Here is a 25,563-nt window from a genome sequence, read left to right as displayed (position 1 = left end):
CCTCCTGGCCCCTACTCTCATCCAGCAAGGAGTTCCCATGACCATCCATGTCGGCGACCGCATTCCGGAAGTCACCCTCAAGCGCATCCGCGAAGGCATCGAGACCCTCGATACCCACGCCCTGTTCGACGGGCGCAAGGTGGTGCTGTTCGCCGTGCCCGGTGCCTTCACCCCCACCTGCTCGGCGCGCCACCTGCCGGGCTACGTGGAATCATTCGATGCCTTCCGCAAGCGCGGCATCGACGTCTACTGCATGGCGGTCAACGATCCGTTCGTGATGAAGGCCTGGGCCACCGACCAGCACGTGCCCGACGGTCTGCTGATGTTGTCCGACGGAAACGCGGAACTGACCCGCGCGCTTGGCCTGGAGCTCGATGCCAGTGCCTCGGGCATGGGCACCCGTTCTCGCCGCTTTGCCCTGTACGTGGTGGACGGCACGGTACGCGCAGCCTGGATCGAGGAACCCGGGCAGTTCGAGGTGTCTTCGGCCGAGTATGTGCTGGAGCACCTTCCAATCTGAAACCCTGACTGCAAAGGAAACCGGCCAGCCATGTCCAACAAGCCAGCCAAAGCCAGCAACGCCTCCCCTTCGGCCAAGGTCGCCGGCATCAGCGACCGCCAGACCCTGCGCGAGCGGGCGCGGAAGAACATCGAAGACGGTGCGATCACCGACAGCTACAGCGCCGACCGCAAGGTGGTGATAAAGCTGCTTAACGACGCACTGGCCACCGAATATGTGTGCGTGCTGCGCTATTACCGCCACTATTTCATGGCCAAGGGCATGCTGGCCGATGCAGTCAAGGGGGAGTTCCTCGAGCACGCGCAGCAGGAACAGGCACATGCGAGCAAGCTGGCCGAGCGCATCGTCCAGCTCGGCGGCGAACCGGACCTCAATCCGGACACGCTGACCGCACGCTCGCATGCCGAATACAAGGAAGGCAGCGACCTGCGCGACATGGTCCGCGAGAACCTGGTGGCCGAGCGCATCGCCATCGACAGCTACCGCGAGATGATCAACTTCATCGGCGACAGCGATACCACCACCAAGCGCATTCTGGAGGAGATCCTGGCCCAGGAGGAGGAGCACGCCGATGAGTTCGCCGACCTGCTGGAGGGCTGGATCGGGGAATAACAGCTCCGGGCCATAGCCGGCGAATACCCCGGTAGTTGCCAACCTTGGTTGGCAGTTTCTGCGCATGCCAACCAAGGTTGGCATCTACCGGGTCATGGTGCATCAGGGGTGCCGGACCATGCCCGGCGAACGCCTTGGTAGTCGCCCACCTTGGTGGGCAGCTTCTGAGCGGGCCAACCAAGGTTGGCACCTACCGGGTCATGGTGCATCGGTAGCGCCGGGTCATGGCCAAGGTCGAACCTACCTGAGGACGTTGAACCGTACCTGCGTCCAGGCGCCGTCTGCGGCCAGCGCGGTCAACGTATGTGCGCCCGGATCGGCGAACTCACGCTGCATCAGCTGCGCACCGCGCGTCTGCGCAATCCAGCGGCCATCCAGCAGCCAATCCACGGCCTGCTCGCTGCCCAATGCGCGCAGCTGCAGGCGTACACCATGCTCAGCATTCGGCGCACGCGCCAGCGTCGCACCCTCGTTGAGGCCATCGATATGCAGGGCCACGCTGGCCTCGCGACCATCGTCGCGGCAGTCCGCTGACAGGGCAGGAAGCTGTGAGGCATCGCGCGTGGCCTTGGGCAGCCAGGGCGACAGCAGCGCCGGCCATCGCGCGATCTCGCGCGCGACTTCGTCATGCGGTGCGCTGCAGTCAGCCGATACCCGCAGGCCGGTGCGCGCGTCGGCCAGGTAACGTTGACGACCGGGCTGCCAACGACGCGCATCGCGCTCCGGGAACGTGGGCGGCGCCGCGCCGTCCAGCAGGTAAGCCGACAGGCGTCGCTGGCAGAGTTCGGTAGGCAACGCTTCGGCCAGTTCACCGGTCGGCCAGCAGATGTCCGCCTCGGTCACGCTGGCCGGCATCGGCGCGGCCGCCGCATCGCCGCGCTGGCGCGGCAGGCTGTCGACCACTTCGAACATCAGCGGCAACGCCGTGACCGCACCGTACTGACCCGGTAGCGGCGTGCCATCGGGCCGCCCCACCCACACACCCACCGTGTAGTGGCGGGTACTGCCGATCGCCCACGCATCGCGGTAGCCATAGCTGGTGCCGGTCTTCCAGGCCACGCGCGGGCGCCCGCCAACGTCGAACGTACCAACGCCATAGCCCGGGCGCGGGTTCGATTCCAGCATCTCGCGCACGATCCAGCTGGCACCGGGCGACGCCAGCCGGCGCTCGATCATCGGTTCGTCATCGGTGTAGCGCACGCGGCCGGCAATGCCGTTTCGGTTGAGTGCAGCAAATGCACCGACCAGGTCTTCCAGGCGCGCGCCGCTGCCGCCAAGAATCAGCGACAGATTCGGCGAGCTGCCCGGCGGGAAACGCAGCTGGATGCCGGCGTGCGACAAGCGCGCGGCGAAGCGTGCGGCACCCACCCGTTGCAGCAGGTCGACCGACGGCACATTCAACGACAGACGCAAGGCACTGGCGGCACTGATCGGTCCGTTGAAGGCCATGTCGAAGTTGCCCGGCCGGTAATTGCCGAAACTCTGCGGTGCATCCACCAGCAGGCTCTCGGAGTGGATCAGGCCATCATCAAGTGCCATCGCGTACAGGAACGGCTTCAGCGTGGAGCCCGGGGAACGCCAGGCCTGCACCATGTCCACGTGACCCAGCCGTTGCCGATCACCGAACGACAGCGTGCCGACGTAAGCACGCGCCTGCAGGGTCTGGTTGTCGACCACCAGCAGCGCCGCCGAGGTGCGCTCGGGCAGCGTGGAGAAATAGCTGGCCACGCGCTCTTCCAGGGTGCGCTGCAGGCCGATGTCGATGCTGCTCTGGATCCGCGCCTTGCCCGGCTGCGCCGAATGCAGGCGCTGCGCCAGCAGTGCGGCATGCAACGGCGGACGCAGTGAGCGTGCAACCACGTTCTCGATGCGCGCATCTTCCACTTCGTCCGGCGTCCACGCGCCCAGCTCGGCCATGCGCGCCAGCACCTTGTCGCGTGCCTTCTGCGCGGCTTCGGGATGACGGTCCGGGCGCAAGCGACTGGGCGCCTGTGGCAGCACCGCCAGCAGCGCGGCCTCGGCATGCGAGAGTTGCGCGGCCGGTTTGCCCAGATAGGCCCAGCTGGCCGCTTCCACGCCCTCGATAGTGCCACCGTAGGGCGCGCGCTCCAGATACAACGCGAGGATCTCGCGCTTGGACAGGTGCACTTCCAGCTGCACCGCACGCAGCATCTGCTTCAGCTTGCCCCAGGGGGTGCGTGTATGCGGATCCAGAATGCGCGCGACCTGCATGGTCAGGGTCGAGCCACCGGAGACGATGCGGCCACCGCGCAGCAACTGGCCGCTGGCACGCAGGATCGCCAGCGGATTGATGCCCGGGTGCTGCCAGAACCAGCGATCCTCGTAGGTCAGCAGCGCCTGCAGGTACAGCGGCGAGACGCTGTCGACCGACGCCGGATAGCGCCACACGCCCTCGGCGTCGGCGAACGCACGCAACGGGCTGCCGTCAGCGGCAACCACCAGCGTGCTGGTGTCGCGCTGCTTCGGCAACGGTGGCGGGAAGACGACATCCAGCACCAGCAACAGCGTCAGCAACGCAGCCGTGCCCCAGCGCAGCCACGGCCACAGCGGTTGCAGCCGCTGCCGCAGGCGCGGCAGCCGCGTTTTCAGCGATCCCACCTTCATCCACGGCATCCTGTGGGACGGGCCGCGCCGTCGCGGCCCGTCCGCACGATCACGGCTGTACCACCGTCAACGTGGTCGGGTTGCTGCGGCCGACGCCACGCAGCTGCGGCCGGTACATGTCCTCCACCAGCGACGGCGGCACCGTGTAGGTACCCGGAGTGACCGCACGCACCAGATAGAACACATTGGCCTTGCTGCCGCGCGAGAGCTTCAGCGCCGCCACGTAGCGGTCATCGCGGAACTCTTCGTGCTTGGTATCGGCCGCTTCGCTGCGGTCGCTGATGGTGATGCCATCCACCACCACGTCGGCCCACTGCTTGGCATCGCCCAGGTTGAGGTTCTCGATCTCCAGGCCTGCCGGCAGCAGGTCGGTCAGCAGCGCATCGGGCATCTCGCTGTCGGCGGTGATGGTGACGCGCACGATCAGCGCTTCACCCTCCTTCAGCGGACGCGGCGACCACGGCTTGCCATCGGTGCCGAAGTAACTGCGCTCGACGCCGATTACGCTGTTGTCCGGTGCCGGTGCGCTGCGCGGGATGCCGGCCACGTCGATGCTGGCGAACATCGGCGGCTGCCCCTGCGGCGTGAAGCGCACGCCCGCGGCCAGCTGCCCTGCATCGAAGTTGCGACCAAACAGCTTGCGCTCGCCGATGGCCTCGGTGCTGCCACCGATCACCAGCTCACCTGCCACCAGTGCCTTCTGGTTGGCAGCCAACGCCTTGCCGAGGCGGGCGATGGCCACCTGTTCCTGCGTGCTCAGCCACATCCAGCCACTGTTGCGGCGCGCATCCAGGCCGCGGCCAAGATCGACCGCGCGTGCATCCCATGCCGGCTTGGCCAACTTGTTTTCGTGGGTCAGCGCGATCATCAGTGCGTCGTCGCGTACGGCACTGCCGTAGTCGCCGAAGTACGACGGGCGTTCGCTGCTGGACTTGGCGAAGCCGGCCGCAAGAGCAGCCTGGCCACGCTTGGCATCGCCCTGCAGCGACAGCGCCACGCCCAGGTGCACCAGCGACAGGCCACCCACGGCCTTGCTGCGTTCGTTGTCGTACAGCGTGCGCAGGGTGCCCAGCGGTGCGCGATTGACGCGGGCCAGCACGTAACCCGAGTACGCCTGGTTGGCGAACTTCAGGCTTTCGCGCTTTTCCTGACCGTAGAACTGGTTGCCACCGGACAGCAGGTCTTCGCTCAGGCGGTTCAGCGCCTTCTGCAGCACGTTGTCCGGCACCGCGAAACCACCGTCCTTGGCATCGAGCAGGAACTCGGCGATGTACGGCGTCAGCCACGGGTTCACGTAGCCATCGTCACCCCACATCGAGAAGTTGCCGTTGGCCACCTGCATCGATGCCAGGCGACCGAACGCGCCTTCCATGCGCTCGCGACGGGTCTTCGCGTCCAGCCCATCAGCGCCGAGCATGGACGAAGTCGCCTGGTCCAGGATCAGCGCGGCGTAGCCCTTGCTGGTGGTCTGTTCGGCGCAGCCGTACGGGTAGTTCAGCGCGCCCTGCAGCGCACTGGCGAACGGGATCGGCGGCAGCGGGCTGACCAACAGGCGGGCATTGACCGATTCGGACATCAGCCCGTCCATCAGGCTGCCATCCAGGCTCACCGCAGCCAGCGGATCGAGCGTGCGCACCTGCGAACGCAGCACCTGCGGCCACGCCGCGCGTACCGGCAGATCGTAGCGGCGGTCGGCTTTGAAGCCGTTGCCATCCACGCGCACGCGCACCTTGGCCACGCTGTGGCCCTCGCGCGCCGACAACGGGAAGCTCAACGTGGTCTTGGCATCAGCATTGAGCTGCACGCTACGGGTGCCTTCGCTCAGGCTGAGCGGGCCTTCGCTGTCCACGCGCACGTTGAACTGACCGGGCTTGCCGGTGAAGTTCTGCACGTCCAGGGTGACGGTGCTGCGGTCGCCCGGGGCGAGCACGCGCGGCATGCTGGCCTCGGCCAGGATCGGCGCGCGCACGATGGTTTCCACATCGCGCTTGCCGTACTGGTCATCGCTGTAGACCAGCGCTGACACGCGCAGGGTGCCATTGAAATCCGGCACTTTCAGGCGGATGCGGGCAATGCCCTTGGCATCGAGCTGCACCGGGCCGGAGAACAGGTCCACGGTCTGCACGCGCGCGGTCGGCCGCTTGGCCTGCGGCAACGCCTGCAGTGCCATGTCGCCACCGAACTTCAACTTGCCACTGCTGCCGTCGAAGCTCTCGATCACCCGGCTGTAGATGTCATAGGCATCGATGCCAAGGCGGCGCTGGGCGAAGAAGTGCGCGCCAGCATCAGGCACCGGGAAGCGGGTGATGTTGAGAATGCCCACGTCCACCGCCGAAACAGTGACGTGCGCGGTCTTGCCGGCCAGCTGCGGTGCGCTGACCGTCACCGGCAGATCCTGCTCCGGTCGCATCTGCTTGGGTGCGGCCAGGCCGACGGCTACGGTGCGGCCCTTGCGGTCCATCGGCACGTGCACCACGCCCACCGCGCGGGCCGGGGTGATCTTGCTCGGCGCACTGCCGCCGCGGAACACCAGGGCGGTGATGTAGACGTCGTGGCGCTCCCAATCGGCGGTGACCGGAATCTTGTAGGTGGCACCGGGCTTGGCGTCGATGTCCTGCACGTACAGCATGCGGTCGGTCTCGACCATCAGCACACCCTTGCCGGCGTGCGGCGGGGTCACCGTCACTTCCAGGGTATCGCCGGCCTTGTAGCCGGTCTTGTCCAGGCCCAGCTTGACCTTGTCCGGGCGGGCATCGAGGCCACGGTTGTCATCGCCCCAGCTCCAGCCGGCGCGGAAGGGATAGCGGCTGGTCAGGCCGGTGGACGGATCGAACACGTCCACCCGGTATTCGCCCCACTCCACCGGGAAGTCGAAGGCGACCGCGCTGCCGCCCGCATCGACGGTACGGGTTTCCTTGTTTTCGAAACGGCGGGTGAAATCGTAATCCCAGCGGTTGTCGTTGAAGGTCCAGTGGTAGTCGCGCAGCTCGCGCACCAGGGTGATCTTCAGGCCCTTGGCCGGCTGCGGCTTGCCGTCCGCATCCACGCGCATCAGTTCAAAGCGCGCGTTGCCGTTGGAATCAGCGCCGTCGTCCGGGTTGAACAACGGGCGCACGCCGACCAGTGCGGCGGCCGGCCACACCACCCGCTTCAGGGTGCGGGTGACCGTGCGGCCACCGGTTTCATACAGGCTGCCAGACAGTACCACCGCGATCGGCGCCTTCGCTTTGACCGCTTCTTCCGGCAACGACACGTCTTCGCGCAGCTGGCCATTGGCCGGCAGCGTGGTGTCGATCACATCCTTGGCTTCGCGCGGCAGCTGCAGGGTCGGGTCACCGAAGAAGTAACCCGGCAGCCCCTCCACCGGCTTCTGTTCGGCGGCCACCGCCATGCGCGCGGTGAAGCGGTTGCCATCGGCCGGGGCACCATACAGATAGGCACCGTTGGCCTGCAGACGCAGGTCTTCGCCCGGCTTCAGCGTCTTCTGGGCGCTGTCCAGGTCCAGCTTCATGCGCTCGGGCAGGAACTCCTCGATGCGCAGGGTCATGCCCTGGATCGCTTCCTTGCTGGCCGGGTCGGTGCGGAACTCGACCTGCCAGCGCCCGGTCGGCGCCTCGGCGGGAATGGTCTGCTCGAAATTGATGTAGCCCTGTTCGCCCGGTTGCACGCGGGTTTCGCGGAAGGTCTTGCCGTCGGGCTGCTTCAGGCGCAGGAACACCGGCTGACTCTTCACCGGCTTGCCATCGTTGTCACGCAGCAGCGCCGACAGGCGCACCGTCTCACCCGGGCGGTACAGGTCGCGGCCCGACCAGGCGTAGACATCGAACCAGGCGTTGTCACGGCCGGCCACGGCGAACTCGCTCAGGTCCAACGCGGGCTGGTTGAAGGGCAGGAAGCTGGTGTCCTTGCCGCTGCTGGCCACCAGCACGTGGGTGGCGTCCAGGGTGTAGTTCAGCAGCGCATTGCCGTTGCTGTCGGTGCTGCCCTTCAGCACCACCTCGCCCTTGGCATCGAGCACGCGAAGGTCGATACCCTTCAGCGATGCACCGTCCTTGAGCGCGGCGGTGTGTACGAACAGCTTGTCCTTGTACGCGCGGGTGTGCAGGCCGATGTCGCTGACCGAGAAGAACGCGGTATCGAACTCACCCTCGTAGTCACCGGTGCGCTTGAGCAGGGCGAAATACAGCCCCGGCTCCTGCAGCTCCTTGATGTCCTGGGTCGGCAGGTAGGTCAGCACCCGCTCGTTCTGCTTGCCACCCAGAATGAAACGGTTGACGTAGACCGGCTCGGCCAGCTTGTTGATCGGGCTGCGCTCGTAGTCGCTGCTCAGTTCCCAGCTGCCACGGCGACCGCCGCGCTGGTACTGGCTGAAGAAGGTCGGCAGGTCCTTTTCGCGCACGCGCAGGAACTCGACATCGACCTCCGGCACGTTCACCGACACCACCGGCAGGCCGCGGCTGTCCTTGGCCGGCAGCACGCTGCCGTGCGAGGCGAAACCGGCCACCGGCTTCAGCTCGCCGCTGAACACCTTCTGCTTCAGTTCCTTGCCCAGGCGGCTGCCATCGGCGGCCAGCAGGTCCGGGGAGACGACCAGACTGAATTCCTTGCCGGCTTCGACGAAGGGGTAGCGCAGGGTCAGGCCGTCATCGGACAGGGTCCAGCTACTGTCATCGTTGCCGACCTTCTCTTCGAAGCGCACCAGCGTGTCGAAGTCCTGGGTGCCGACCAACGGGCGCGAGAACTCCAGCGCCAGCGACAGTCCTTCACTTTTCTGGTCCGGGTAGGCTCGCAGCAGGGTGAACTCCTTCACCTGCTCGGCCTTGGTGGCGATGGCCTCGCCGCTGGCCTTCGGCAGCTGCCCGCTGTCGTTGCGGCAACCGGCCAGGCCCAGCAACAGGCCTCCTGCCAGCAAAGCTGCCGTCCATCCCCACCGCATCCGCCGTGCCGGACCGCTCATGTCGTCACTCCTTGATCGAGGTACCCATTATAGGGCCGCCGCGTCAAGGCGTTGACGCCGGGCACCCGTCACCGGAAACCCGGTAGGTGCCAACCTTGGTTGGCGCTGTGCGTCACGCATCCACTGCCGGCGTTGTGCCAACCAAGGTCGGCACCCGCCAAATCAAACTCAGCGCCGGTGCCCGGCACAGCCTCGGCCCGGGCGATGCCCCTCTACCCCGGCAGGTACAGGTCCACGTAGTCGGTCACCGGCATCGCCGCCAGCGCGACCGGGTCCAGCGAGGCAGCCAGGATCCGTTGCTGCTGGGCAGTCGGGAAGCGGTGCGCCAGATGCCGGCGGAACTTGTCCATCAGCAGCGGAATACCCTCTGCGCGCCGGCGCGCGTGGCCCAGCGGGTACTCCACCAGCACCTCCGGCAGCCCGCTGCCATCACTGAAACGCACACTCAGGCCGTTGGCGATGCTGCGCTTGTCGGGATCCAGGTAATCGGCGCTGAGCTGCGGGTCTTCATGGCAGGCCATCTTCGCCCGCAGCGTGTCGATGCGCGGATCGGCCGCCGTGTCGTCCTCGTAGTCCTCGGCCACCAGCCGCCCATGCAGCAGCGCGATGGCGACCATGTACTGCACGCAGTGGTCGCGGTCGGCCGGGTTGTGCAGCGGCCCCTGCTTGTCGATGATGCGGATGCAGGCTTGCTGGGTACGGATCGCGATGTGCTCGATGTCCTCGACCTTCCGCCCCAGCGCGCGCAGCTGATGGTGCAGCAGGACCGCAGCCTCCACCGCTGTCTGGCCGTGGAACTCGGCCGGGAAACTGATCTTGAACAGCACGTTTTCCATCACGTAGCTGCCGAAGGCGCGGCCGAGGGTCAGCGCCTGGCCATGCATCGATACCGCCTCGAAGCCCCAGGTCGGTGCACTGAGCACGCTGGGGTAGCCCATCTCGCCGGTGGCGGCCATCAGCGCCAAGCGCACGCCACGGCTGGTCGCATCACCGGCTGCCCAGCTCTTGCGCGAGCCGGTGTTGGGCGCATGCCGGTAGGTGCGCAGCGCCTGCCCATCCACCCAGGCCAGCGACACCGCATTGAGCATGCGCTCGCGGTCCAGCCCGAGCATCTGCGCGACGACAGCGGTGGTGGCCACCTTGACCAGCAGCACGTGGTCCAGGCCAACGCGGTTGAAGGAGTTCTCCAGCGCCAACACGCCCTGGATCTCGTGCGCCTTGATCATCGCCAGCAGCACGTCGCGCACGGTCGGCGGCGGGCGTCGCAACGCGGCCGCATTGCGGCCGAGCCAGTCGGCTACGGCAAGGATGCCACCCAGGTTGTCCGAGGGGTGGCCCCATTCGGCGGCCAGCCAGGTGTCGTTGAAATCCAGCCAGCGCACCATTGCGCCGATGTTGAAGGCCGCCTGCACCGGATCGAGTACGAAGTTGGTGCCGGGGACACGCGCGCCATTGGCCACGCTGATGCCCGGCACCAGCGGCCCCAGCAGCTTGCTGCAGGCGGGGAAGGACAGCGCCTCCAGCCCGCAGCCAAGCGTGTCGAGCAGGCAGTGATGCGCAGTCTGGAACGCCAGCGGTGAATCGATGTGGGTGTCACGCACGTAGTCGACGATGTCCACCAGCAGCGCATCCCAGGCTGCACGCGTGTTGGATGGGGTGTGATTCTCGGACATCGTCGATCTCCTCGTAGGTTTGCCAGGCCACGCCAGACCCGGTAGTCGCCAACCTTGGTTGGCGCGGACGTTCACCCGGCGCTGCCTTCTCCATGCCAACCAAGGTTGGCATCTACCGAAGCATGTGATGCCACCGCCGACCAGCCCATCACTCGGCGGGCACCCGCACCTTGCCTTCCATCAGCACGCGGGCACTGCGGCTCATGATGGCCTTGGACACCGTCCACTGGCCGTCAACGAGCGCCGCCTGCGCACCCACACGCAACGTGCCGGAGGGATGACCGAAGGTCACCGCTTCACGTTCGCCGCCACCGGCCGCACGATTGACCAGCGTGCCGGGGATTGCCGCGGCGGTACCGATCGCCACTGCAGCGGTGCCCATCATCGCGTGGTGCAGCTTGCCCATCGACAGCGCGCGCGCATGCAGATCGATGTCCGCCGCTGCAATCGCCTTGCCGCTGGACGACACGTAGTCCTGTGCCGAAGCGACGAAGGCCACCTTCGGCGTGTGCTGGCGGGTTGCCGCATCTTTGAGCGTCTGGATCAGGCCCATGCGCAAGGCGCCATAGGCACGGATCTTCTCGAAGCGCTCCAGCGCCGCCTTGTCTTCATTGATCGCCGGCTGCAGCTCGGTGCCGATGTAACCGAGGTCGGCAGCATTGAGGAAAATGGTCGGGATGCCGGCGGTGATCATCGTCACCTCGAAACTGCCCACGCCCGGCACGTCCAGCGTGTCGACCAGGTTACCGGTGGGGAACATCGCACCAGCATCACCATCGTCGGACGGATCGAGGAACTCCAGCTGGATCTCGGCCGCCGGGAAGGTCACGCCATCCAGTTCGAAATCGCCGATCTCCTGCACTTCGCCATTGCACATGGGCACGTGGGCGATGATGGTCTTGCCGATGTTGGCCTGCCAGATGCGCACCGTGCACAAGCCATCGCGCGGCACGCGCGCCGGATCGATCAGGCCGTTGGCGATGGCGAACGGCCCGACAGCGGTGCTGAGATTGCCGCAGTTGCCGCTCCAGTCCACGAATGCCGTGTCGATCGACACCTGGCCGTACAGGTAATCCACGTCGTGGTCGGGCACCGAAGCGGTGGAAATGATCACACACTTACTGGTGCTGGACGTCGCGCCGCCCATGCCGTCGGTCTGCTTGCCATACGGGTCGGGCGAACCGATCACGCGCATCAGCAGCGCATCGCGCGCGGCGCCCGGCGTCTGCGCGGCTTCGGGCAGGTCCTGCAGGCGGAAGAACACGCCCTTGCTGGTGCCGCCACGCATGTAGGTGGCGGGAATACGGAGTTGCGGGAAGAAGGTCATGGATCAATATCCTGAATACTGTGAACCGATATCGGGGGTGGGCTCATCGTCTTCGAAAAATGCTCCCATGCCCCGCGCAGCATTCCAGATGCGCACGATGGAAATGTGCGCAGGCAGCTCCACGTAATAGACCAGGTAGCCGTCGAAGCGACGAACCGGATGAAAGCGCAACGGCGCTGACAGCGAGGGCAACAGATCCGCATGCAGTGCGGAACCGGCACCGGGGTGTGCTTCGATAAGCTTCACTACGGACTCCACCGCATCGATGAAGCCGATTTCCAGCGCCTCTCCGCCTTGATCTCCATACCAGCTTGCTGCCTGGTCGAGATCTCGAACTGCCGCAGGGGACCAGTGCAAGGGCTTCACTTGCGGTTCCGTGCACGCTCACGCAGCTTGTCGAAGTGATCCGGCGGCAGAGGCGCCGAAGGACCTGACGCCAGACCCTCGGCAATCAACTGCCTGAGCAGCTCTTCGGCCTTGCTTCTCTGGCGCTGGCGAATCAGGTCGCGCACGTAGTCGGAGGTGCTGGAATAGCCACCTTCGCGCACTTCTTCGTCCACGAACTGCTTGAGCGGATCGGTCAGCGAAATATTCATGGTGGCCATGAGACTCTCCATTGGCAATATTTGCCAAGTCAGTGTGCGCCCTGCCCTCATGTCGGACAAGCCCGCCCCCAACCTCCGGGAGCAGGCATTCAGTCCGGCATCACGCCACCTTGGCGCCTTCCAGGAAGTCCTGGGCGAAGCGCTGCAGCACGCCGCCGGCCTCGTAGATCGCCACTTCCTCGTCGCTGTCCAGGCGGCAGGTCACCGGCACGATCACGTCCTGGCCATCGCGGCGGTGGATGACCACGCGCAACTCTGCGCGCGGCGTCCGCTCGCCGATCACATCGAAGGTCTCGGTGCCGTCGATGCCCAGGGTCAGGCGGGTGGTGCCCGGCTTGAACTCCAGCGGCAGCACGCCCATGCCGATCAGGTTGGTACGGTGGATGCGCTCGAAGCCTTCGGCAACGATGGCCTCTACGCCAGCCAGACGCACGCCCTTGGCGGCCCAGTCACGCGAACTGCCCTGGCCGTAATCGGCACCGGCGATGATGATCAGCGGCTGCTTGCGCTCCATGTAGGTCTCGATCGCCTCCCACATGCGCATGACCTTGCCTTCCGGCTCCACGCGCGCCAGCGAGCCCTGCTTCACGCTGCCATCTTCGTTGCGCACCATCTCGTTGAACAGCTTCGGGTTGGCGAAGGTGGCACGTTGCGCAGTCAGGTGGTCGCCGCGGTGGGTGGCGTAGGAATTGAAGTCCTCTTCCGGCAGGCCCATCTTCGCCAGGTACTCACCGGCAGCACTCGACGCCAGGATCGCGTTGGACGGCGACAGGTGGTCGGTGGTGATGTTGTCCGGCAGCACTGCCAGCGCACGCATGCCCGCCAGCGTGCGCTCACCGGCCAGTGCGCCCTCCCAGTACGGCGGGCGGCGGATGTAGGTGCTCTGCGCGCGCCAGTCGTACAGCGGACTGACCTTTGCAGCGTGCTCCACGCGCACGTTGAACATCGGGTTGTAGACGCTGCGGAACTGCTCCGGCTTCACCGCAGCCTTCACCACCGCATCGATTTCCGCGTCGCTCGGCCAGATGTCCTTCAGGCGCACCTCGTTGCCGTCGGTGTCCACGCCCAGCACATCCTTTTCGATGTCGAAGCGGATGGTGCCGGCGATGGCGTAGGCGATCACCAGCGGCGGCGAGGCAAGGAAGGCCTGCTTCGCGTACGGATGGATGCGGCCATCAAAGTTGCGATTGCCCGACAGCACTGCGGTGGCGTACAGGTCGCGATCGATGATTTCCTGCTGGATCTTCGGATCCAGCGCGCCGCTCATGCCATTGCAGGTGGTGCAGGCGAAGGCGACGATGCCGAAGCCCAGCTTCTCCAGGTCAGGCAGCAGGCCGGATTCCTCAAGGTACAGCTGCACGGCCTTCGAACCCGGCGCCAGCGACGACTTCACCCACGGCTTGCGCAGCAGGCCACGCTCGTTGGCCTTGCGTGCCAGCAGCGCCGCAGCGATCACATTGCGCGGGTTGGAGGTATTGGTGCAGCTGGTGATGGCGGCGATGATCACCGCACCGTCGGGCATCAGGCCCTGTGCCTGTTCGGCCTTGCCGGCCTCCAGCTTGGCGGCATCGGCGATTCCACGCTCGACCAGTTCCGATACCGGCAGGCGGCGATGCGGATTGCTCGGGCCGGCCATGTTGCGCACCACCGTCGACAGATCAAAGTGCAGTACGCGCTCGTACTCCGCGGTGACCAGGTCATCGGCCCACAGGCCGGTGCTGCGCGCGTAGTTTTCGACCAGTGCGACCTGCGTTTCCTCGCGACCGGTCAGGCGCAGGTAATCAAGCGTCTGCCCGTCGATGTAGAACATCGCGGCGGTGGCGCCGTATTCGGGGCACATGTTGGAGATGGTGGCGCGATCACCGATGGTCAGTGCGGCGGCACCCTCGCCGAAGAATTCAAGCCAGGCGCCGACCACACGTTCCTTGCGCAGGAACTCGGTCAGGGCCAGCACCACGTCGGTGGCAGTGATGTCCGGCTGCGGCTTGCCGGTCAGCTCGACGCCGATGATGTCCGGCAGGCGCATCCACGACGCGCGGCCCAGCATCACGTTCTCCGCTTCCAGGCCGCCCACGCCGATGGCGATCACGCCCAGCGCATCCACATGCGGGGTATGGCTGTCGGTGCCCACGCAGGTATCGGGGAAGGCCACACCGTCCTGCACGTAGATCACCGGCGACATCTTCTCCAGGTTGATCTGATGCATGATGCCGTTGCCCGGCGGAATCACGTCCACGTTCTCGAAGGCCAGCTTGGTCCAGTCGATGAAGTGGAAGCGATCTTCATTGCGGCGATCCTCGATGGCGCGGTTCTTCTCGAACGCCTGCGGATCGAAACCACCGCACTCCACCGCCAGCGAGTGATCGACGATCAGCTGCACCGGCACCACCGGATTGACCTTGGCCGGGTCACCGCCCTTGTCGGCGATCGCATCACGCAGGCCAGCGAGGTCGACCAGCGCGGTCTGGCCGAGGATGTCATGGCACACCACGCGCGCCGGGAACCACGGGAAGTCCAGGTCGCGACGGCGCTCGATCAGCTGTTTCAACGAGTCGGTCAGCGTGGCCGGGTCGCAGCGACGCACCAGGTTTTCGGCCAGCACGCGCGAAACGTACGGCAGCGTGGCATAGGCACCGGGCTGGATGGCATCGACCGCGGCGCGCGCGTCGAAGTAGTCCAGCGAGGCGCCGGGGAGGTTCTTGCGATAGTCGATATTCATGGGCTGGCGGAATGCTTGAGGCGGGCCGGGTGCCGGCGATGCGGCGGCGAAAACATCCGGCCGGCACGGGGCCGGCCGGATGCATGCAGCAGTGCAACAGTGGCGATGATCAGGAACGCTTGTCGATGGCCACGAACTCACGATCTTCCGGGCCGATGTAATTGGCGCTCGGGCGGATGATCTTGCCGTCGATGCGCTGTTCGACGATGTGCGCGCTCCAGCCGGCGGTGCGGGCGATCACGAACAACGGGGTGAACATCGCGGTCGGCACGCCCATCATGTGGTAGCTGACGGCGCTGAACCAATCCAGGTTCGGGAACATCTTCTTGATGTCCCACATCACCGTTTCCAGGCGCTCGGCGATGTCGTACATCTTCAGGCTCGACTGTTCTTCGGACAGTTCGCGGGCGACGTCCTTGATCACCTTGTTGCGCGGATCGGACACGGTGTAGACCGGGTGGCCGAAACCGATCACCACTTCCTTGCGCTCGACGCGGGCCTTGATGTCTTCCTCGGCTTCGTCCGGGTTGTCATAGCGCTTCTGTACTTCGAACGCCACTTCGTTGGCGCCACCGTGCTTGGGACCGCGCAGCGCACCGATGCCACCGCAGATCGCGCTGTACATGTCGCTGCCGGTGCCGGCAATGACGCGGCAGGCGAAGGTCGAGGCGTTGAACTCGTGTTCGGCGTACAGGATCAGCGAAGTGTGCATCGCCTTCACCCACGAATCCTGCGGCTTCTCGCCGTGCAGCAGATGCAGGAAGTGGCCACCGATGGAGTCATCGTCGGTTTCCACGTCGATCGCGCGGCCGTTGTGGCTCCAGTGGTACCAGTACAGCAGCATCGAGCCCAGGCAGGCCATCAGCTTGTCGGCGATGTCACGTGCGCCCGGATGGTTGTGGTCGTCCTTCTCCGGCGACACGCAGCCGAGTACGGACACGCCGGTGCGCATCACATCCATCGGGTGCGCCGACGGCGGCAGTTCTTCCAGCGCAGCCTTCACCGCAGCCGGAATGCCACGCAGCGACTTCAGTTTGGCCTTGTACGAAACCAGCTCGGCGCGGGTCGGCAGCTTGCCGTGCACCAGCAGGTAGGCGATTTCCTCGAACTCGCTGGTGTTGGCCAGGTCCAGGATGTCGTAGCCGCGGTAATGCAGGTCGTTGCCACTGCGGCCGACGCTGCACAGCGCGGTGTTGCCGGCGGCGGTGCCGGACAGGGCGACGGACTTCTTCGGCTTGAAGGTCGGGGTTGCGGTCGTATCGTTCATGTTTCCCTCCGAAACTTGATGGTGCAGGGTACTGCTTATTTCTTGGCGGCGAACAGCGCATCGAGCTGCTGCTCGAAGGCGTGGTAGCCGATACGGTCATACAGCTCCTCGCGGGTCTGCATGCTGTCTATCAGGTTGCGCTGGTGGCCTTCGCGGCGGACCGTCTGGTAGACGTTCTCGGCCGCCTTGTTGGCGGCGCGGAACGCCGACAGCGGGAACAGCTGGATGGCCACGCCGGCCGAGGCCAGCTCGTCGCGGCTGAACAGCGGGGTCGCGCCGAATTCAGTGATGTTGGCCAGCACCGGCACCTTCACCGCATCAACGAAGCGGCGGTAGGTCTCCAGGTCGTAGGCGGCCTCGGCGAAGATGCCGTCGGCACCAGCTTCGACGCAGGCGATGGCGCGCTCGATGGCCTTGTCCACGCCGTCCACCTGGATGGCGTCGGTGCGTGCAATCAGGAAGAAGTCCGGATCGGTCTTGGCATCGGCCGCCGCCTTCACGCGGTCGACCATTTCACCCTGCGAGACGATCTCCTTGCCCGGGCGATGACCGCAGCGCTTGGCGCCGACCTGGTCTTCGATATGGCAGGCGGCCGCGCCAGCCTTGATCAGCGACTTCACGGTGCGCGCGATGTTGAACGCGCTCGGGCCGAAGCCGGTGTCGATGTCGACCATCAGCGGCAGGTCGCAGACATCGGTGATGCGGCGCACGTCCACCAGCACGTCTTCCAGGGTGTTGATGCCCAGGTCCGGCAGGCCCAGCGAACCGGCCGCAACGCCGCCGCCGGACAGGTAGATGGCACGGAAACCCGCGCGCTTGGCCAGCAGCGCATGATTGGCGTTGATCGCGCCGATCACCTGCAGCGGCGATTCGGCAGCCAGCGCCTCGCGGAAGCGGGCACCAGCGGAGAAGGGGGTGGAAGCGGTCATGCGGCGATCCAGGTTGAAGGACGGGGAGGTAAGCGCAAGCACCGTGCCAACCTGCAAGCGATTGATTTCACGGGGATGACCACCCAACCTCGGCGAAACATATGAAACATTGAAACAGATGTATCATGAAACATCGCCACACCCGATCCCCGCGCCATGTACCTGCCCCGCTCGCCCTTGCGCCATGCCGATGCCGACCCCGGCCGCCCGGTGATCTGGACCGTCAGCGTCTCGCGCCTGACCGGCCTGCTGGGCGATGTCATTCCCGAATTCGACCGCCGCGCCCGCATCGAGCAGATCAACCTCGGCTTCGAGGAAGCAGTGGACGTGATCGGCCAACGCCTGCGCCGCGAGCACTGCGATGTCGTGATCGCTGGCGGCTCCAACGCGGCCTGGCTGCGCGGCCGCCTGGACCTGCCGCTGGTGCCGATCCAGGCCAACGGTTTCGATCTGATGGAAGCGCTGGCGCGGGCGCGCCGCATCGCCCCACGCATCGGGCTGGTCACCCACGCCAGCGACGTGCCGGTGTTCAGCAGCTTCCAGCAGAGCTTCGGCCTGGACATCGAGCATCGCCGTTTCGTCACCCGCGAAGACGCCCGCGATTGCATCGCCGACCTGCGCGCCAACGGCATCGAAGTGATCGTCGGCACCGGCATGGCCATCGACCATGCCGAACAGGCAGGCCTGCCCGGCGTACTGCTGTACTCGGCAGATTCGGTGCGGCAGGCCTTCGAGCACGCGCTGGAACTGACCCAGACCCTGGCACGATCGGCGGACGCGCGCCCGGCTACGCGCCGACGGGCCACACCGCGCGCCGATGCGCATGCGCTGCTCGGCGACAGCAACGCGATGGCCGACGTGCGTGCACAGATCGCGCTGTACGCCCCGCACGACAGCACCGTACTGGTCACCGGCGAGACCGGCACCGGCAAGGAACTGGTAGCTCGCCAGCTGCATGCGGCCAGCGGCCGGCGGGGTCGCTTCGTCGCACTGAACTGCGGCGCGATCAGCGAATCGCTGCTGGAGGCCGAGCTGTTCGGCTACAGCGATGGCGCCTTCACTGGTGCGCGGCGCGGTGGTCGCGTCGGCCTGGTCGAGGCCGCCGACGGCGGTACATTGTTCCTGGATGAGATCGGCGAACTGCCGCTACCGTTGCAGACCCGCCTGCTGCGCGTGCTGGAAGAACGCGAGGTGCTGCGCGTCGGTGCAACCGAACCGACGCCCGTCGACCTGCGCGTGGTCGCCGCCACCCTGCAATCGCTGGAACAGCGCGCGGCGGCTGGCAGCTTCCGTCGCGATCTGTATTACCGGCTGGCCGCGTTGCGCATCGCGCTGCCGACTCTGCGCGCGCGTCGCGGCGATATCCCGCTGCTGACCACGCACTTCTTCCGCCAGCTGCGCGGCATCGATGCACCGCTGGATGCAGAAGCGCTGGCCCTGCTCAGCGCTGCCGACTGGCCGGGCAATGTGCGTGAGCTGCGCAATCTGGTCGATCGGCTGCGCATCCACTGGCAGCCGGGTGAAGGGCTGATCGATGCCGCGCGACTGCTGCAGCTGGCGCCTGAGCTGGTGAACGAAGGCGTCGCGGCACTACCGGTGGAAAGCAACGGCAAGCGACCGCCGCGTGCGCAGCTGGAGGCGCTGCTGCAGGAACACCGCAATGACCGCGAAGGCATGGCACAGGCGCTGGGCGTATCGCGCACCACGCTGTGGCGGTGGCTGCGCGCGGAGGGGTTGTAACCGCCTGTTGCCTGGTGGGTGCGAACCGATGTCTGGTGGGTGCGAACCTTGGCTCGCACCGCTCTTCCGTCAAACACCTCATCCACGCATGGCGTGGATCTACTGGCATCGCGGGGCACTACAAGTGCCACACGCGCCTCATCACTACGCCTTACGGGTACAGCAGACGCTTGCTCCAGCGCCCTTCGGCACCCGCTTCATAGCACCAGCGCTCGTGCAGGCGGAACTGCGCGCCGTACCAGAATTCGATACGGTCAGGCACCACCCGCAGACCACTCCAGCCGTCCGGACGCGGTACGTCCTTGCCGTCGAAACGTGCCTCGACCTCGGCCACGCGCGCGTCGAACTCCTCGCGCGTGCTCAAGGTCTTCGACTGCAGCGACGCCCATGCGCCGATCTGGCTCATGCGCGGACGGCTGGCAAAATAGGCATCTGCCTCGGCGTCGGCCACCTGCTCCACGCGCCCCTCGATGCGCACCTGGATGCCGGCCTCGCGCAGGCTGCGCCACAGGAACAGCAGCGCTGCCTGCGGATTGGCCTGCAGTTCGCTGCCCTTGTGGCTGTCCAGGTGGGTGTAGAACACAAAGCCGCGCTCGTCGAACGCCTTCAGCAACACAGTTCGCGCCGACGGCCGGCCCTGCGTATCGGCAGTGGCTACAGTCATCGCATTGGGCTCCACCTCGCTGCTCTGTTTCGCTTCTTCGAACAGGGCGGCAAAGGTCGACAGGGCTTCGGCGTACAGGTCGCTCATGACAGCATTCTTCTCACACGGTTTGGGCTATTGTGGCGGCATGGTCGCTGCTGCGTACATGCCCCAGGTGAAAGGATTCCCCGAAACAGTGGTCGAGCAGGCGCTGGATGACGCGCTGGGCAGCAGTACAGCCGTTCCAGTATTGGCGATCAGCGGCCTGCAGGGGAGCGGCAAATCGACGCTGGCCGCGCAGGTGGTCGCCCGTGCCCAGGCCCGTGGCCTGAACGCCGCAACGCTCTCCATCGACGATGTCTACCTGACCCGCGCGCAGCGCCAGCGCCTGGCACGTCAGGTGCATCCCTTGTTGATCACCCGTGGCCCGCCGGGCACCCACGACCTGCCGCTGGCGCATGCGGTACTGGATGCAGTGGCCGCACGACAGCCGCTGGCCCTGCCCCGCTTCGACAAACTGGCCGACGAGCGCCTGCCCGAAGCGCAGTGGCCCCACCTCGAAAAGCCGCTGGACCTGCTGGTGTTCGAGGGCTGGTTCCTCGGCACTCCGGCGCAGGACGCGTCCGAACTGGATACTCCTCTGAACGCCCTGGAGCGGGAGGCCGATGCCGATGGCCGCTGGCGGCGCTGGTGCAACCAGGCGCTGGCCCGCGACTATCCGGCGCTGTGGCAGCGCTGCGACCGCCTGTGGTTCCTGCAGCCACCGGATTTCTCGGTGGTGCCGCGTTGGCGCTGGCAGCAGGAGCAGAACCTGCAGGCGGCCCAGCCAGGCCGGCACGGCATGAGCCGGCCACAGCTGGAGCGCTTCGTGCAGTACTACGAGCGGGTCAGCCGGCAGGCATTGCGTGCGCTGCCGGCCATTGCCGACCGGATGGTGGTGCTGGATGCGCAGCGCCAGGTGCTGGGGCTGCGCTGAGCAGGCTCACTCCACCAGGAAGGTGATCCGCAGGTTCACCCGCCATTCGGTGATCTCACCGTTGCCGTCGGTGACCACCTTGGTCTCGTTGATCCAGGCGCCCTGGATGCCCTTGACCGTCCCGGACACCTTCTTCAATCCGCTGCGCACCGCGTCCTCCACGCTCTTGGGCGAGGACGCATTGATTTCGATGACCTTGGCAACCGACATGGCAGGTACTCCGTCAGGCGCGGGAAACCCCGCAGGAACCTCCACCCTGACGTGAAGAACGTAAAGGCCAAGGCACGGAGGTGTTAGCATCAGAGGGCATGAATCCCGCTCCGAACCTGATCCTGATCGGCCCGATGGGCGCCGGTAAAACCTGCATCGGCCGCCGCCTCGCCGAGCGCTTCACGCTGGACTTCGTCGACGTCGACCAGGCCATCGTCGATGCGACCGGGGCCAGCATCCCCACGATCTTCGAACACTCCGGCGAGGCCGGCTTCCGCGCCCATGAGCGCCAGGCACTGGCACAGGTGCTGGCCGGCCGTGGCCAGCTGGTGTCCACCGGCGGTGGTGCCGTGCTCGACCCGGACAATCGCGCCCTGATCGCCCGGCGTGGCTTTGTCGTCTACCTCCGGGTCAGCGTCGCGGCCCAGCTGGAGCGCCTGTCACGCGACAAGGCGCGCCCCCTGCTGCAGCGGCCGGACCGCGAACAGGTACTGCAGGATCTGGCCGCGCATCGCGACCCGCTGTATCGCGACCTGGCCGATGTCACCCTTGATACCGACCCGTTTACCGCAGCCGATGCGACCGCCCAGCTTGTGCTCAAGCTGGCCACGCACTGGCAGCGACAGGACCCCACTGCATGACTTCCCCTGCCCTGCTGCAGGTCGCCGTTGGCGGCGACCGCCCCTACTCCATCACCATTGGCGCCGGCGCCCAGACCGAAGGTTCCGCGCTGGCCAACCATGTACGTGGCCGCCATGTGCTGCTGGTCAGCGACAGCGAGGTTGCGCCGCGCTATCTGGATGCCGTCAAACAGACCCTGCTGGCCGCACGCCCGGACCTGATCGTGGGTGAGCATGTGCTGGCTGCCGGCGAAGCCTCCAAGACCCTGGCCGAGTTCGGCTCGGTCATCGAGGCGCTGGCTGCGCTCGGCGCAACCCGGGATGCCTGCGTGTTCGCCCTCGGCGGCGGTGTGGTCGGCGACCTTGCCGGCTTTGCCGCAGCCTGCTGGATGCGCGGCGTCGACTGCGTGCAGCTGCCGACCACGCTGCTGGCGATGGTCGACTCCTCGGTGGGCGGCAAGACCGCCGTGGATATCCCGGCCGGCAAGAATCTGGTCGGCGCGTTCCATCCGCCGCGTGCGGTGATCGCCGATACCCGCGTGCTGGACACCCTGCCGCCGCGTGAACTGCGCGCCGGCCTGGCCGAAGTGGTCAAGTACGGTGCACTGGGTGATGCGGTGTTCTTCGAATGGCTGCAGCAGCATGCCGACGCGCTGGCGGCCGGCGAAGATGCCGTGATCGCCGAGGCCATCGCCCGCAGTTGCCGGCACAAGGCGGCGATCGTCGAGCGCGATCCCTTCGAGAAGGGCGAGCGCGCCCTGCTCAACCTCGGCCACACCTTCGGCCACGCCATCGAAACCGAACAGGGCTACTCCGCACCGGGGCGCGATGCACTGAACCACGGTGAGGCCGTGGCGGTGGGCATGGTGCTGGCGGCCCGCCTCTCCACCCAGCTGGGCCTGGCCGAGGACGCCGACCGTGTGCGCCTGCAGGCCCTGTTGGAGCAGTTGGGCCTGCCGGTGGCAATCCCCGCCGGACTGGACCCGCAGGCCCTGCTCGGCCGCATGCGCCTGGACAAGAAGAACGTGGCCGGCCGTCTGCGCCTGGTGCTGTGGCGCGGCATGGGCCGTGCCGAAGTGGTGCCGGATGTGGATGAAGCGGCGGTACTGAAGGTGCTGGGCGAAGGCTGACCGCTTCCGCGTTCGCCGGGCATGGCCCGGCGCCACCGGGGAGGTTTCATGAGGTTGCCGGCCAGCGGCCGGCACTACCGCGTTGCGGCAGGGGTCACACCACCCCCGCTACAATCGACGCCATGCACGTCCACCTGCAACAACCCGCCGACGGTGCCCAGGCACCGCGCTTCCTGCGCCTGACCTTGGTCCCGGACCTGTTCGGCGGCTGGGAGCTGCTGCGCGAATCCGGCCGCGTCGGCGCCCGCTCGCAGCTGCGGCGCGAGCTGTACCTCAAGGCCGACGAAGCCCGCCACGCCTACGAGAAGGCCCGCGATGCCGAACTGCATCGGGGCTTCCAGATTCTTTCGCACGGCGACTGACTGCGCCGCTGCCCTTTTCGCCCAAGGAATGCCCACTGTGACCAGCCCTCTCCGCAACGATCGCCTGCTGCGCGCCCTGCGCCGCGAACCGGTGGACTGCACCCCCGTCTGGCTGATGCGCCAGGCCGGCCGCTATCTGCCGGAATATCGCGCCACCCGGGCCAAGGCCGGCAGCTTCCTGGCCATGGCCAAGAACCCGGAGATCGCCTGCGAAGTCACCCTGCAGCCGCTGCGCCGCTTCCCGCTGGACGCGGCCATCCTTTTCTCGGACATCCTCACCATTCCCGATGCAATGGGCCTGGAGCTGTACTTCGTCGAAGGCGAAGGCCCGAAGTTCCGCCACCCGGTGCGCGATGAAGCGGCCATCGCCAGGCTGGCGGTCCCGGACATGGAACAGGACCTGGGCTACGTAATGGACGCGGTACGCCTGATCCGCCGCGAACTGGACGGCCAGGTGCCGCTGATCGGTTTCTCCGGCAGCCCGTGGACGTTGGCCTGCTACATGGTCGAAGGCGGCGGCAGCAAGGATTTCGCCCGCATCAAGGCGATGGCGCTGAATCATCCGCAGGCCCTGCACCGTCTGCTGGAGGTAACCACCGACGCGGTGATCGCCTATCTCGGCGCGCAGCGCGCCGCCGGTGCGCAGGCTCTGCAGGTGTTCGACACCTGGGGCGGCGTACTGTCGCCGGCGATGTACCGCGAGTTCTCGCTGCGCTATCTGCAGCGCATCGCCGAAGGCCTGGAGCGCGGCGAAGGCAGCGAGCGCACGCCGCTGATCCTGTTCGGCAAGGGCACCGGCCTGCACCTGGAAGCGCTGTCGCAGACCGGCGCCGATGCGCTCGGCCTGGACTGGACGCTGGACCTGGATGAAGCACTGCGCCGCACTGGCGGGCGCGTAGCCCTGCAGGGCAATCTGGACCCGACCACGTTGTATGCCTCGCCCGATGCGATCGCCGCCGCGGCCGCACGCGTACTCGACACCTATGCCGCCGGCAATGGCGGTTCGCGCGAGGGCCACGTGTTCAACCTCGGCCACGGCATGTCGCCGGACATGGACCCGGCCCATGTACAGGTGCTGGTCGACGCGGTGCACGCGCACAGCCAACGCTGAGCATTCCGCATGCAGTCGCGGCGCGATGTTGATCGCGCCGTGACCCGCAGTGCGCGATCATGGTGCCCCCACGCTGCACCGGCCCCACCCCATGTCCACAGCGCCATCGACCTACACCCGCCAGCGCCCACTGCTGTGGCTGGTTTCCTTGGCGATCTTCATGCAGATGCTGGACTCGACCATCGTCAACACGGCGCTGCCGGCGATGGCAGCCAGCCTCGGCGAAAGCCCCCTGCAGATGCAGTCGGTGGTGTTCAGCTACGCACTGGCCGTGGCCACCTTCATCCCCGCCTCCGGCTGGATCGCCGACCGCTACGGCACCCGTCGCACCTTCCTGGTAGCGATCATCCTGTTCACCCTCGGCTCGCTGGCCTGCGCCTTGGCCCAGCACCTGCACCAGCTGGTCGGCGCACGCGTGCTGCAGGGCATCGGTGGTGCGATGCTGCTGCCGGTCGGGCGCCTGGCGGTGATGCGCTCGGTGCCTCGCGAGGACTTCCTGCGTGCGATGAGCTTCATCGCCATCCCCGCACTGGTCGGTCCGCTGATCGGCCCGACCCTGGGCGGCTGGCTGGTCGAAATCGCATCATGGCACTGGGTGTTCCTGATCAACCTGCCGATCGGCGTCATCGGCTTCATCGCAGCGATGAAGATCATGCCCGACCACTACGCCAGCCACCGCACCCGTTTCGACCTGCGCGGCTACGCCATGCTGGCCTTTGCGATGGTGGTGCTGTCGCTGGCGCTGGATGGCATCTCCGGGCTCGGCACACCGCACGCGCTGGTGATGCTGATGACCGTGGCCGGCCTGGCTGCGCTGGTCGGCTACTGGCTGCACGCGGCCAATTCAACGGCACCGCTGTTCTCGCTGGCGCTGTTCCGCGTGCCCAGCTATCGCATCGGCATTCTCGGCAACCTGTTCTCGCGCATCGGCAGCAGTGCCATGCCGATGCTGATTCCGCTGCTGCTGCAGGTCGGCCTTGGCCTGGGGCCGATGAACGCCGGCCTGATGATGGTGCCGGTGGCGGCCGCGGGCATGGTGTCGAAGAAGCTGGCGGTGAAGCTGGTTGAACGCTACGGCTATCGCCGCGTACTGATGACCAACACCGTGCTGGTCGGCCTGGCGATGGCCAGCTTCATCCTGATGACACCGGGCCAGCACCTGAGCATTCGCCTGCTGCAGCTGGCCTTCTTCGGTGCGGTCAATTCGCTGCAGTTCACCGTGATGAACACCGTCACCCTGCGCGACCTGGATCGCGAGTTCGCCAGTTCCGGCAACAGCCTGCTGTCGATGGTGATGATGCTCGCCGCCGGCTTCGGTGCGGCGGCTGCAGGCAGCCTGCTGGCCGCGTTCGGCACTCAGCTGGAAGGCCACGGCGCGACGGCTGCGCTGCATGCCACGTTCCTGTGCGTGGGCGCGATCACCCTGACCTCGACGCTGATCTTCTGGCAGCTGCCCGACACCAAGCCGGAGCCGCGCGAGGTCGAGCACGTGGCGGAGTAGTGGGTTCGGCAGGGCTGCGCCCTGCACCTGCAGAGG

20 protein-coding genes are annotated in these 25,563 nt (G+C 66.6%); 9 read left to right on the top strand and 11 right to left on the bottom strand.

Annotated elements, in window-relative coordinates:
• The first annotated feature begins 37 nt into the window (after nt 1-37).
• Nucleotides 38-520 (top strand): peroxiredoxin, encoded by a 483-nt coding sequence (locus HFK18_RS10140; RefSeq protein ID WP_180166192.1) that lies wholly within the window; start codon nt 38-40, stop codon nt 518-520.
• Nucleotides 521-550: 30 nt separating this feature from the next.
• Nucleotides 551-1,132 (top strand): ferritin-like domain-containing protein, encoded by a 582-nt coding sequence (locus HFK18_RS10135; protein WP_180166190.1) that lies wholly within the window; start codon nt 551-553, stop codon nt 1,130-1,132.
• Between the two features lie 240 nt (nt 1,133-1,372).
• Here the strand turns inward: HFK18_RS10135 and pbpC are convergent, their stop codons facing one another.
• The 9 genes from pbpC to prpB all read right to left on the bottom strand — a co-directional run bounded on the left by pbpC (nt 1,373) and on the right by prpB (nt 17,234).
• The gene (gene pbpC / locus HFK18_RS10130) at nt 1,373-3,757 is read right to left on the bottom strand and encodes a penicillin-binding protein 1C (RefSeq protein WP_180166188.1); all 2,385 of its coding nucleotides are present in this window, start codon (nt 3,755-3,757) and stop codon (nt 1,373-1,375) included.
• A 49-nt stretch (nt 3,758-3,806) separates the two neighbouring features.
• Nucleotides 3,807-8,714: an alpha-2-macroglobulin gene (locus HFK18_RS10125; protein ID WP_180166186.1), complete on the bottom strand. Its 4,908-nt coding sequence runs from the start codon at nt 8,712-8,714 to the stop codon at nt 3,807-3,809.
• Nucleotides 8,715-8,926: 212 nt separating this feature from the next.
• Complete coding sequence (locus tag HFK18_RS10120; protein WP_180166184.1) at nt 8,927-10,387, bottom strand: bifunctional 2-methylcitrate dehydratase/aconitate hydratase; 1,461 nt, start codon at nt 10,385-10,387, stop codon at nt 8,927-8,929.
• A 148-nt stretch (nt 10,388-10,535) separates the two neighbouring features.
• Nucleotides 10,536-11,714 carry a 2-methylaconitate cis-trans isomerase PrpF gene (gene prpF / locus HFK18_RS10115; RefSeq protein ID WP_180166182.1) on the bottom strand — a complete coding sequence of 393 codons (1,179 nt, stop codon included), beginning with the start codon at nt 11,712-11,714 and terminating at the stop codon, nt 10,536-10,538.
• 3 nt (nt 11,715-11,717) lie between these two features.
• Nucleotides 11,718-12,080: a type II toxin-antitoxin system RelE/ParE family toxin gene (locus HFK18_RS10110; RefSeq protein WP_180166180.1), complete on the bottom strand. Its 363-nt coding sequence runs from the start codon at nt 12,078-12,080 to the stop codon at nt 11,718-11,720.
• The gene (locus tag HFK18_RS10105; protein WP_176019927.1) at nt 12,077-12,319 is read right to left on the bottom strand and encodes a type II toxin-antitoxin system ParD family antitoxin; all 243 of its coding nucleotides are present in this window, start codon (nt 12,317-12,319) and stop codon (nt 12,077-12,079) included. The genes HFK18_RS10110 and HFK18_RS10105 overlap by 4 nt, the downstream gene beginning before the upstream one ends.
• A gap of 100 nt (nt 12,320-12,419) precedes the next feature.
• Nucleotides 12,420-15,038 carry a Fe/S-dependent 2-methylisocitrate dehydratase AcnD gene (gene acnD / locus HFK18_RS10100; protein ID WP_180166178.1) on the bottom strand — a complete coding sequence of 873 codons (2,619 nt, stop codon included), beginning with the start codon at nt 15,036-15,038 and terminating at the stop codon, nt 12,420-12,422.
• A 109-nt stretch (nt 15,039-15,147) separates the two neighbouring features.
• On the bottom strand, nt 15,148-16,305 hold the full coding sequence (gene prpC, locus HFK18_RS10095; RefSeq protein ID WP_089236472.1) for a 2-methylcitrate synthase: 1,158 nt from the start codon (nt 16,303-16,305) through the stop codon (nt 15,148-15,150).
• A 35-nt stretch (nt 16,306-16,340) separates the two neighbouring features.
• Nucleotides 16,341-17,234, bottom strand: coding sequence for a methylisocitrate lyase (gene prpB / locus HFK18_RS10090; RefSeq protein WP_089236473.1), 894 nt, complete (start codon nt 17,232-17,234; stop codon nt 16,341-16,343).
• 156 nt (nt 17,235-17,390) lie between these two features.
• Here prpB and prpR point away from each other — a divergent pair, with 156 nt between their 5' ends.
• Nucleotides 17,391-18,974, top strand: a complete 1,584-nt coding sequence (prpR, locus tag HFK18_RS10085) for a propionate catabolism operon regulatory protein PrpR (RefSeq protein WP_180166176.1) — start codon at nt 17,391-17,393, stop codon at nt 18,972-18,974.
• A gap of 151 nt (nt 18,975-19,125) precedes the next feature.
• Here the strand turns inward: prpR and pdxH are convergent, their stop codons facing one another.
• Complete coding sequence (pdxH, locus tag HFK18_RS10080) at nt 19,126-19,725, bottom strand: pyridoxamine 5'-phosphate oxidase (protein WP_180166174.1); 600 nt, start codon at nt 19,723-19,725, stop codon at nt 19,126-19,128.
• Nucleotides 19,726-19,765: 40 nt separating this feature from the next.
• Here pdxH and HFK18_RS10075 point away from each other — a divergent pair, with 40 nt between their 5' ends.
• Complete coding sequence (locus HFK18_RS10075; RefSeq protein ID WP_180166172.1) at nt 19,766-20,593, top strand: kinase; 828 nt, start codon at nt 19,766-19,768, stop codon at nt 20,591-20,593.
• A gap of 6 nt (nt 20,594-20,599) precedes the next feature.
• Here the strand turns inward: HFK18_RS10075 and HFK18_RS10070 are convergent, their stop codons facing one another.
• Entirely contained in the window at nt 20,600-20,803 is a 204-nt protein-coding gene (locus HFK18_RS10070; protein ID WP_049465447.1) for a dodecin family protein, read from the bottom strand.
• Nucleotides 20,804-20,901: 98 nt separating this feature from the next.
• Here HFK18_RS10070 and HFK18_RS10065 point away from each other — a divergent pair, with 98 nt between their 5' ends.
• From HFK18_RS10065 to mdtD, 5 genes are all read left to right on the top strand, one after another.
• Nucleotides 20,902-21,444, top strand: a complete 543-nt coding sequence (locus tag HFK18_RS10065) for a shikimate kinase (RefSeq protein WP_100553243.1) — start codon at nt 20,902-20,904, stop codon at nt 21,442-21,444.
• The gene (gene aroB, locus HFK18_RS10060; RefSeq protein ID WP_180166170.1) at nt 21,441-22,553 is read left to right on the top strand and encodes a 3-dehydroquinate synthase; all 1,113 of its coding nucleotides are present in this window, start codon (nt 21,441-21,443) and stop codon (nt 22,551-22,553) included. Before HFK18_RS10065 ends, aroB begins: the two co-directional genes overlap by 4 nt.
• 122 nt (nt 22,554-22,675) lie before the next feature.
• Nucleotides 22,676-22,915, top strand: a complete 240-nt coding sequence (locus HFK18_RS10055; RefSeq protein ID WP_099818886.1) for a WGR domain-containing protein — start codon at nt 22,676-22,678, stop codon at nt 22,913-22,915.
• Between the two features lie 28 nt (nt 22,916-22,943).
• On the top strand, nt 22,944-24,026 hold the full coding sequence (gene hemE, locus HFK18_RS10050) for a uroporphyrinogen decarboxylase (protein WP_032951968.1): 1,083 nt from the start codon (nt 22,944-22,946) through the stop codon (nt 24,024-24,026).
• A gap of 91 nt (nt 24,027-24,117) precedes the next feature.
• Entirely contained in the window at nt 24,118-25,527 is a 1,410-nt protein-coding gene (gene mdtD / locus HFK18_RS10045; protein ID WP_180166168.1) for a multidrug transporter subunit MdtD, read from the top strand.
• Nucleotides 25,528-25,563: the final 36 nt, after the last annotated feature.

Source organism: Stenotrophomonas sp. SbOxS2 (assembly GCF_013416715.1).
Taxonomy (GTDB): domain Bacteria; phylum Pseudomonadota; class Gammaproteobacteria; order Xanthomonadales; family Xanthomonadaceae; genus Stenotrophomonas; species Stenotrophomonas lactitubi.
This window is presented reverse-complemented; position numbering and strand designations above follow the sequence as displayed.

What these genes read in the sequence shown, in the direction of transcription:
- HFK18_RS10140 (WP_180166192.1), top strand. Translation starts at nt 38, where the DNA reads ATGACCATCCATGTCGGCGACCGCATTCCGGAAGTCACCCTCAAGCGC.
- HFK18_RS10135 (WP_180166190.1), top strand. Translation starts at nt 551, where the DNA reads ATGTCCAACAAGCCAGCCAAAGCCAGCAACGCCTCCCCTTCGGCCAAG.
- pbpC (WP_180166188.1), bottom strand. Translation starts at nt 3,757, where the DNA reads ATGAAGGTGGGATCGCTGAAAACGCGGCTGCCGCGCCTGCGGCAGCGG.
- HFK18_RS10125 (WP_180166186.1), bottom strand. Translation starts at nt 8,714, where the DNA reads ATGAGCGGTCCGGCACGGCGGATGCGGTGGGGATGGACGGCAGCTTTG.
- HFK18_RS10120 (WP_180166184.1), bottom strand. Translation starts at nt 10,387, where the DNA reads ATGTCCGAGAATCACACCCCATCCAACACGCGTGCAGCCTGGGATGCG.
- prpF (WP_180166182.1), bottom strand. Translation starts at nt 11,714, where the DNA reads ATGACCTTCTTCCCGCAACTCCGTATTCCCGCCACCTACATGCGTGGC.
- HFK18_RS10105 (WP_176019927.1), bottom strand. Translation starts at nt 12,319, where the DNA reads ATGGCCACCATGAATATTTCGCTGACCGATCCGCTCAAGCAGTTCGTG.
- acnD (WP_180166178.1), bottom strand. Translation starts at nt 15,038, where the DNA reads ATGAATATCGACTATCGCAAGAACCTCCCCGGCGCCTCGCTGGACTAC.
- prpC (WP_089236472.1), bottom strand. Translation starts at nt 16,305, where the DNA reads ATGAACGATACGACCGCAACCCCGACCTTCAAGCCGAAGAAGTCCGTC.
- prpB (WP_089236473.1), bottom strand. Translation starts at nt 17,234, where the DNA reads ATGACCGCTTCCACCCCCTTCTCCGCTGGTGCCCGCTTCCGCGAGGCG.
- prpR (WP_180166176.1), top strand. Translation starts at nt 17,391, where the DNA reads ATGTACCTGCCCCGCTCGCCCTTGCGCCATGCCGATGCCGACCCCGGC.
- pdxH (WP_180166174.1), bottom strand. Translation starts at nt 19,725, where the DNA reads ATGAGCGACCTGTACGCCGAAGCCCTGTCGACCTTTGCCGCCCTGTTC.
- HFK18_RS10075 (WP_180166172.1), top strand. Translation starts at nt 19,766, where the DNA reads ATGGTCGCTGCTGCGTACATGCCCCAGGTGAAAGGATTCCCCGAAACA.
- HFK18_RS10070 (WP_049465447.1), bottom strand. Translation starts at nt 20,803, where the DNA reads ATGTCGGTTGCCAAGGTCATCGAAATCAATGCGTCCTCGCCCAAGAGC.
- HFK18_RS10065 (WP_100553243.1), top strand. Translation starts at nt 20,902, where the DNA reads ATGAATCCCGCTCCGAACCTGATCCTGATCGGCCCGATGGGCGCCGGT.
- aroB (WP_180166170.1), top strand. Translation starts at nt 21,441, where the DNA reads ATGACTTCCCCTGCCCTGCTGCAGGTCGCCGTTGGCGGCGACCGCCCC.
- HFK18_RS10055 (WP_099818886.1), top strand. Translation starts at nt 22,676, where the DNA reads ATGCACGTCCACCTGCAACAACCCGCCGACGGTGCCCAGGCACCGCGC.
- hemE (WP_032951968.1), top strand. Translation starts at nt 22,944, where the DNA reads ATGCCCACTGTGACCAGCCCTCTCCGCAACGATCGCCTGCTGCGCGCC.
- mdtD (WP_180166168.1), top strand. Translation starts at nt 24,118, where the DNA reads ATGTCCACAGCGCCATCGACCTACACCCGCCAGCGCCCACTGCTGTGG.